Here is a 7,177-nt window from a genome sequence, read left to right as displayed (position 1 = left end):
ACACGTAGTATTATAGGTTTTAAGCTGGTTTTTATTTTTAAAGATTATAGAAGGAAGGAGGGATTTAAATATGTATATGAATGTGGAATACTTTTATGATGAAATAGAAGATAATTTAGATTTACATTCAGATATACTTAGAGATTTTATATTTGCTAATATAAGTGTTGGATTAACAAGAACTGAAGAAATGAAAAAAGATATAGAAAGATTGTATGTTGTAGATAAATTAAAATACTATAAGGTTTCTCAAAGTTCTGAAATTATTAATAATAATATAATGTTGCAAGGTTCTCTTGAACAAGAAATATATGCTAGAAAAATGCTAGGTATATTATTAGTTGGAGAAGAAGATAAAGTTTTAAGAAATGAGATAATTAAATTATTAAGGAAATATTATTATTTAGTCTATCGTGCGGTAAAAAAATGTAGTAATAAAGAATTAATAAGTAAATACTTAAAGCTTGATTGCAATAATAGAATGATGCAAAGAAGACTTGATTCAGCAGTATATTTATATTTTGTAATGTACTGTTATGCTAAAAATTTAGACAATAAATACATAACTGCTATAATAAATGATATAAAGGCCTATCAGTTATATAGTCCTATGACAACTGATATAGATAAAGAGAGAGAAAACAATAAATCCAAGATAGAAAAAATTAGCGCTTTTGTTAAAGATACCTATGGTGAATATAATAATTATAAAGATATTTTAAATTCTAATAATTGCGCTGTTACAGATATAGCATGTATATTAAAGAATATTTTTATAATTAATAAAATAGATATGAATGAATTATTTAATGATTTAGAAGATATAGACATAGACAATCTAATTCTATCCTATTTAAAATGGGATTATGAAAAATTAGAACCTGAGGTTGTAATTCAAACTATAATTAACGGAATCTTTATACAATCTTTAATTAGTAAATATGAAAGAGCTAGAGAATTATATTTTAAAAATAGTCATGAAACTTTATATTTTGAATTAAATGCTTTGCAGGAAAAGATCGAAAAATTAGAAAAAGAAAATAAAGATATGAAATCAGAAGTGAAATTACTTAGAAAAGATAATGAGAACTTCGATAAAACCTTAAATAATGAGATAAATAAGTTAAATAAGATACATAAATCAGAAGTAATTGATGTGAAAAAAGATGTTAAAGTTCTTGAAAATAAGTTAGATGAGGAAAGAAAATATAGAAATGAATTAAATGCGTTAAGAGAATATATGTTTGATGTAAAAAATCAATATATCCCTATTAAACCTGATAAAACATTAGATCATTACATTTCAGATAAAAATATTTTAATAATAGGCGGAACTAAAGAATGGAGAATGAAATTTAAACAAAATTATAATCAAATACGTACTTTGACTGGATTTAATGATAATTTTGATATGAGTATTCTAAAAAATATGGATTATATTTTCTTCTATACAGGATTTATGAGTCATTCTACCTATAATAAAGCTATGAGGTTCATTAGAGTAAACCAAGTCAAGTTTGGGTATATTGGAAAAACTAATGTAGATCTTGTAGAAGAAGAAATCATTGAAGAGATAAAGAAATATGATATAGGGAGGAGGCTAAATTCATCAAGTTAAGATATTGATGATGAATTTACATATCCATGGAAATAGCTGTATTTTTAAATGAAGATGGAAAAACAATACGTTGTAATGAAAGCGGAGTAGTAAATATATATATAAAAGATAGAGAACGATGGAAAATTATAAAAAAGGTTCCACTTGATATTAGTAATATAAATGATACCGGTATAATGTGTAAAAAATTTATAGCTATGGCTGAATCTTTAAGTAAATGTAAAATTTTTATAGCTGCAGAAGTGAAAGAAATTTTTTATACAATATTAGATGGTAGAGGATTTAATATTTGGAGTATACAGGGAGTTCCTGAGGACTTTTTAGAATATGTTTTGAAGAGAGAAGAAGAAGAACATATTGAAGAGATAAGTATAGAAGAGGCACCAATTCCAGTAGAAACAGAAAAATTGGGAAATTATTATATTGATTTGAGACCAGTAATGGAAAGTGAAAAAATTAGTTCTAAAAAAGTATTGTTGCCATTTCTGCGTAATGCTACTTTTAATGAACTGGAGGTTGATTGTAGTCATGTTCCACCATGGTTTGGATATGAACTTGAAAATTTGAAGCTGGATTCAGAGGTTGAATCTATAAGTGAAGGAGCAGTTAAGGTAAGGATATATCATAGGTAATTATCAGTATAATGTTATATCTGTTTAATTGTTAAAGCGGCTATCTCAAAAAGAATAAATATTGATTAAATTTGAGAATGACATAATCTAATTACTAGAAAGAATATTTTAATAATTATTTTTAGTAGTAAAATGGGTAAGAAGTTGTCTCACAATGCATATCTATGCATTGTGAGACAACTTCCTTTTATTTACATAAGGTACTAAAATTATATGAAAAGATTAGGGCACAATTCTAAATGAATTATGCTTTTTTATTACGTGTATGCCAGTTTATTCATATTGTTACAATAATAATGTTTACATATATTTTTCATATGGATTAATATTAATAAAATATTTTTCATATGATTATCTTTCTGCTATAATAAAAACAATTTATTAATAAATTAATGATATTTTTATTAAATTACTTAAAACAAAGCAAAAATTTATAATATTTAATATAAAATATGATAATTGTTATTAAATGTTATAAAACAAAGCAAAAGGAATTTTAACGAAATTATTTTCTTAAAAGGGGGAAATATAAATGGAAACATCATCTTCAAAAATGTTAATTGGACGTATGGAAAGATTGCCTGTTGGAAAGTTTCACTATAAGATGTTAGGGATTAATGGAGCAGCTTGGGCTTTCGATGCCTTCGATGTTGGATTGGTTACTTTTGTTGTTACAGCTCTTTCAAAATCTTGGCATTTAACAGCAGCACAGATTGGATTGTTTTTAAGTGTAGGTTTATTTGGAATGTTTTTTGGTGCCGTTGTATCTGGACCTATAGCAGATAGGTGGGGTCGTAAGGCTGTATTTCAAATTACAATGTTATTTTTCGCAGTATTTTCTCTATTGTGTGCTGTTGCACCGAACTTTATATCTCTCATAATTTTTAGGTTCTTTGTAGGAGTTGGGCTTGGTGGAGAAACTCCAGTTGTTACATCGCTTTTAGGAGAATTTATACCAGCTTCAAAGCGTGGTAAACTACAAGGATTACTTAACACTTTCTGGGCAGTAGGCTGGCTTGCATCAGCAGTAATAGCTTACTTTATTATACCAGCAGCAGGTTGGCGTTGGGCCTTTGTTGCAGGGGCGTTACCTGCTTTTTATATTTTTATAGTTCGTAGACATTTACCTGAATCACCAAGATGGCTTATATCTAAAGGCAGAAACGAAGAAGCCGAAAAAATAGTTGAAAGTATAGAACAAAAATTAATTGGAGAAGGCCTTATACTTCCAGAGGTTAATTTAAAAGATGTTCAAGTAAATGAAAGTGGAAATAAAGAAAAAGTTAATTTAGCACTACTATTCTCTAATAAATATTTTAAACGTACTATTATGTTATGGGGATTATGGTTCTTAGCTATGTTTGGATATTATGGACTATTCTCCTGGTTACCATCACTTTTTGTAAAAGCTGGACACACTATGGTGAAATCCTTCCTCTATGTTTTGATTATGCAAATAGCTTATATTCCTAATCAAGTTTTAAGTGCTTATCTCATGGATAAAGTGGGACGTAAAAAATTGCTTGTTTGTAATTTAATATTAGCAGGTATTGCTGCTATAATATATGGTTGGGCTTTAGGCCATGGCGTTAACACAGGTGTGGTTGTATTGTTAGGTGTTATTACTTCCTTCTTTGTTTCTGCAATTATGGGAATTACCTATACGTATACACCAGAACTTTATCCTACAACTGTTCGTGCTACTGGAGTTGGAGCAGCCTCAGCTTGTTCTCGTATAGGATCTATGCTTGCACCTATGGTTATTGGAGCAGGACTGACTTCTGTAGGTATAAGCGGAGTATTTGCAATTGTATCAGGAGCATTTATATTAGCGGGTATATTGGTAGCTGCCCTTGGTATAGAAACTAAGGGGCTAGTTTTAAAGGATTAAAATTTTAAATATAATAATTAAGAGAGCAAGTAGTCTGCATTATAAAATGAGATTACTTGCTCTTTTAGTATAAATCTATAAATTTTATGACATTATATATTGAATGGTATTTAATTTGAGAATCCATATGTTTTAAATATGGATTAATACATATAAAATATTTTAAATATGAATATCTTTCTGTTATAATAAAACCAATTTATTAATAAATACATATGATTTTTGTTAAAAAAATAATATTAAAAGATTTATTGTGATAATTTAATATGAAATAGCTTATTTGTTATTAAGTGGTATGAACAGAATTTTTAGGTTTAAATTATTATTTATATATAGGGGGCTTTATTTATGGAAATAAAGATAAGAAAATTTTGTACATTTGTAGAAGAAATTAGTGCTGATGGAGGAAAAAAAATAACTGATAAGATTCATAAGAGAGCTGCAGCTGCAGTTATTATTGAAAATCCTTTTGCAGGAAAATATATAGAGGATTTATCACCACTTACAGATTGGAGTGTGGAAATAGCACCAGTACTTGTGGAAAAGGCACTAAAGTCAGCAGGTATTGATAAATCAGAAGTAGAAAGTTATGGAAAAGGTGCTATTGTAGGTGGAAATGGAGAATTAGAACATGCAGCAGCAATTCTTCATCCGAAGCTAGGGAAACCATTTAGAGATGCAGTGGGTGGAGGAAAGGCAATAATCCCTTCAGCAAAGAAGATGGGTTATCCAGGCTGCACATTAGATGTACCTCTTCACTATAAAGATGCAGCTTTCGTAAGAACACATTTTGATGCAATGGAAGTAAGAATACCAGATGGTCCAAGAGATAATGAAATAGTTGTAATACTAGTAGTTACAAACTGTGGAAGACCACATCCTAGAGTAGGCGGATTAAAAGTAGAAGAAGCAAAAGGTGAAGATGGATTAAGATAACTGAATATAGGATAAATTTTAAAATTATGCAGGGAGGAATTCTAATGTCAACATTAGCTATAAAAAACATTGGTATATTAGTTTCAGGTGATATAAAAGAGCCTGTATTAAAATATGACACAATATTAGTAGAGAACGGAATTATAAAGAAATTGGGAACTGAAGAAATTTTAAAGGGAATAGAATGTGACAAAGTCATTGATGCAAAGGGAACTACAGTAGCTCCTGGATTCATTGATTCACATACTCATCCTGTACTTGGAGATTTTACACCAAGACAAAATACTTTGGGATATATATCTGGTTCACTTCATGGAGGAGTAACAACTATGATATCCGCTGGAGAATGTCATACACCTGGAAGACCAAAAGATGTAGAAGGTACAAAAGCTTTAGCTGTACTAGCACATAAGAGTTCAGAAAATGCTAGACCTGGTGGAGTTAAGCTTCATGGAGGTGCATTGATTTTAGAAAAAGGTCTACAGGAAAAAGACTTTGAAGAATTACAAAAACAAGGAGTATGGATAGTTGGGGAAATTGGACTTGGTTCAGCAAATACTCCAGAGGTAGCAGGGCCTATGGTAAAATGGGCTAGAAAATATGGATTTAAAGTTATGATGCATACAGGAGGAACATCTATACCTGGCAGTAGTACTATTACTGCTCAAAATGTTATGGATACAGATCCAGACATAATATCTCATTTAAATGGAGGACCAACAGCGATTTCTGTAGAAGAAGTTAATAAATTAATAAATGATACAAAATATGCTTTAGAATTAGTGCAGTGTGGTAATTTTAAAATAATGAAGCATGTAGCAAATGAAGCTTGCAGGAATGGTGAACTGGGAAGAGTAATTCTTGGAAATGATTCACCTTCAGGATCAGGAATTATTCCACTTGGAATATTGCGTTCAATATCCTATATTGCTTCAGAATCAGAAGTTTCAGCAGCACAAGCACTATGCTTTGCAACAGGAAATACGGCAAAGATTTTTGGACTAAATGTAGGGCTAATTGAGAAAGGAAAAGAAGCTGATTTTGTAATAATGGATACACCTATGGGTTCTGTAGGTAAAGATAGCTTAGAAGCCTTAGAAGCTGGGGATTTACCTGGAGTTTCCATGGTAGTTGTAGATGGAGAAATCTTAGTTAATAAGAGCAGGAATACACCTCCAGCAACTTCAAAAGCTGTATTGATTTAATCTTGTCATTAGATATTAATTATACTATAAAATAAATATAAAGTTTAAAAGCCTAAGTGCAGTTCAGTTTTAATTGTGCCTGGGCTTTTTAGCTTTATATTTTAATGTGTATACAATTAGTTGTATTATGTATAATAAATTTTAATATAGCAATTTTAAAGATTATAATATAGAAATAAATTTAAAAGTGGTGAATTGGCAAAATTAATTTATAAAGTGGTTAATTAAGAATGTAAATAAATAGAGTCTTTATTTGAAGATGTAAATAGAGTATATGAATTTACCATTGACATAGTCAGATTTACTATGAAAGAATATATTTAAAGCTTATTTTACAATAGTAGGAGGAAATAATATGGAATTTACTCACATAAATGATGAAGGAAGAGCTAAAATGGTAGACGTAGGAGCAAAAGCTGAGACTGAAAGAGAGGCTATAGTTACGGGAAGTATTTATATGAAGAAAGAAACCCTTGAAAAGATAAGGGAAGGCACTATAAAAAAGGGAGATGTGTTATCTGTAGCGCAAGTAGCAGGAATAATGGCCGCCAAATCTACTTCTAGTATTATTCCAATGTGTCATCCTATATTTATTACAGGATGTGATATAAGTTTTAAATTGGATTTTGAAGAGAATAAGGTGGGTATAACTTGTTCAACTAAAACTGTAGGTAAGACAGGGGTAGAAATGGAGGCTCTAACAGCAGTGTCGGCTGCGGCACTTACAATATATGATATGTGTAAGGCTATAGATAGGGGAATGGTCATTAAAGATATTATGCTTATGGAAAAGAGTGGTGGAAAGTCTGGGGTTTATAAGAGAGACTAGTAGTTCCTATAGTTAAAGATTCAGAATATATACTTACAATAATACATTGAAGCAAGTTCTTAATTC

6 protein-coding genes are annotated in these 7,177 nt (G+C 29.8%); all 6 read left to right on the top strand.

All coding sequences use genetic code 11. The features are described 5' to 3' along the window. The first annotated feature begins 70 nt into the window (after positions 1–70). The 6 genes from RH99_RS17120 to moaC all read left to right on the top strand — a co-directional run bounded on the left by RH99_RS17120 (position 71) and on the right by moaC (position 7,111). Entirely contained in the window at positions 71–1,618 is a 1,548-nt protein-coding gene (locus tag RH99_RS17120) for a hypothetical protein (RefSeq protein ID WP_010241150.1), read from the top strand. Between the two features lie 26 nt (positions 1,619–1,644). After that, entirely contained in the window at positions 1,645–2,250 is a 606-nt protein-coding gene (locus tag RH99_RS17115; protein ID WP_010241148.1) for a Fe-only nitrogenase accessory AnfO family protein, read from the top strand. 532 nt (positions 2,251–2,782) lie between these two features. Beyond that, a complete protein-coding gene (locus tag RH99_RS17110) occupies positions 2,783–4,141 on the top strand; it encodes an MFS transporter (protein WP_010241146.1) in 1,359 nt (452 codons plus the stop codon). 348 nt (positions 4,142–4,489) lie between these two features. Then, a complete protein-coding gene (locus RH99_RS17105) occupies positions 4,490–5,077 on the top strand; it encodes an amino acid synthesis family protein (RefSeq protein ID WP_010241144.1) in 588 nt (195 codons plus the stop codon). Positions 5,078–5,121: 44 nt separating this feature from the next. Further along, complete coding sequence (locus tag RH99_RS17100; RefSeq protein ID WP_010241142.1) at positions 5,122–6,282, top strand: amidohydrolase family protein; 1,161 nt, start codon at positions 5,122–5,124, stop codon at positions 6,280–6,282. A 355-nt stretch (positions 6,283–6,637) separates the two neighbouring features. Further along, the gene (gene moaC / locus RH99_RS17095; protein ID WP_010241141.1) at positions 6,638–7,111 is read left to right on the top strand and encodes a cyclic pyranopterin monophosphate synthase MoaC; all 474 of its coding nucleotides are present in this window, start codon (positions 6,638–6,640) and stop codon (positions 7,109–7,111) included. The last annotated feature ends 66 nt before the right edge of the window (positions 7,112–7,177 follow it).

The sequence above is a fragment of the Clostridium arbusti SL206 genome, from assembly GCF_000246895.1.
In the GTDB taxonomy this organism is placed as follows: Bacteria; Bacillota; Clostridia; order Clostridiales; family Clostridiaceae; genus Clostridium_I; species Clostridium_I arbusti.
The sequence above is the reverse complement of the archived record's forward strand: the minus strand, read 5'-3'. Positions and strand labels throughout refer to the sequence as shown.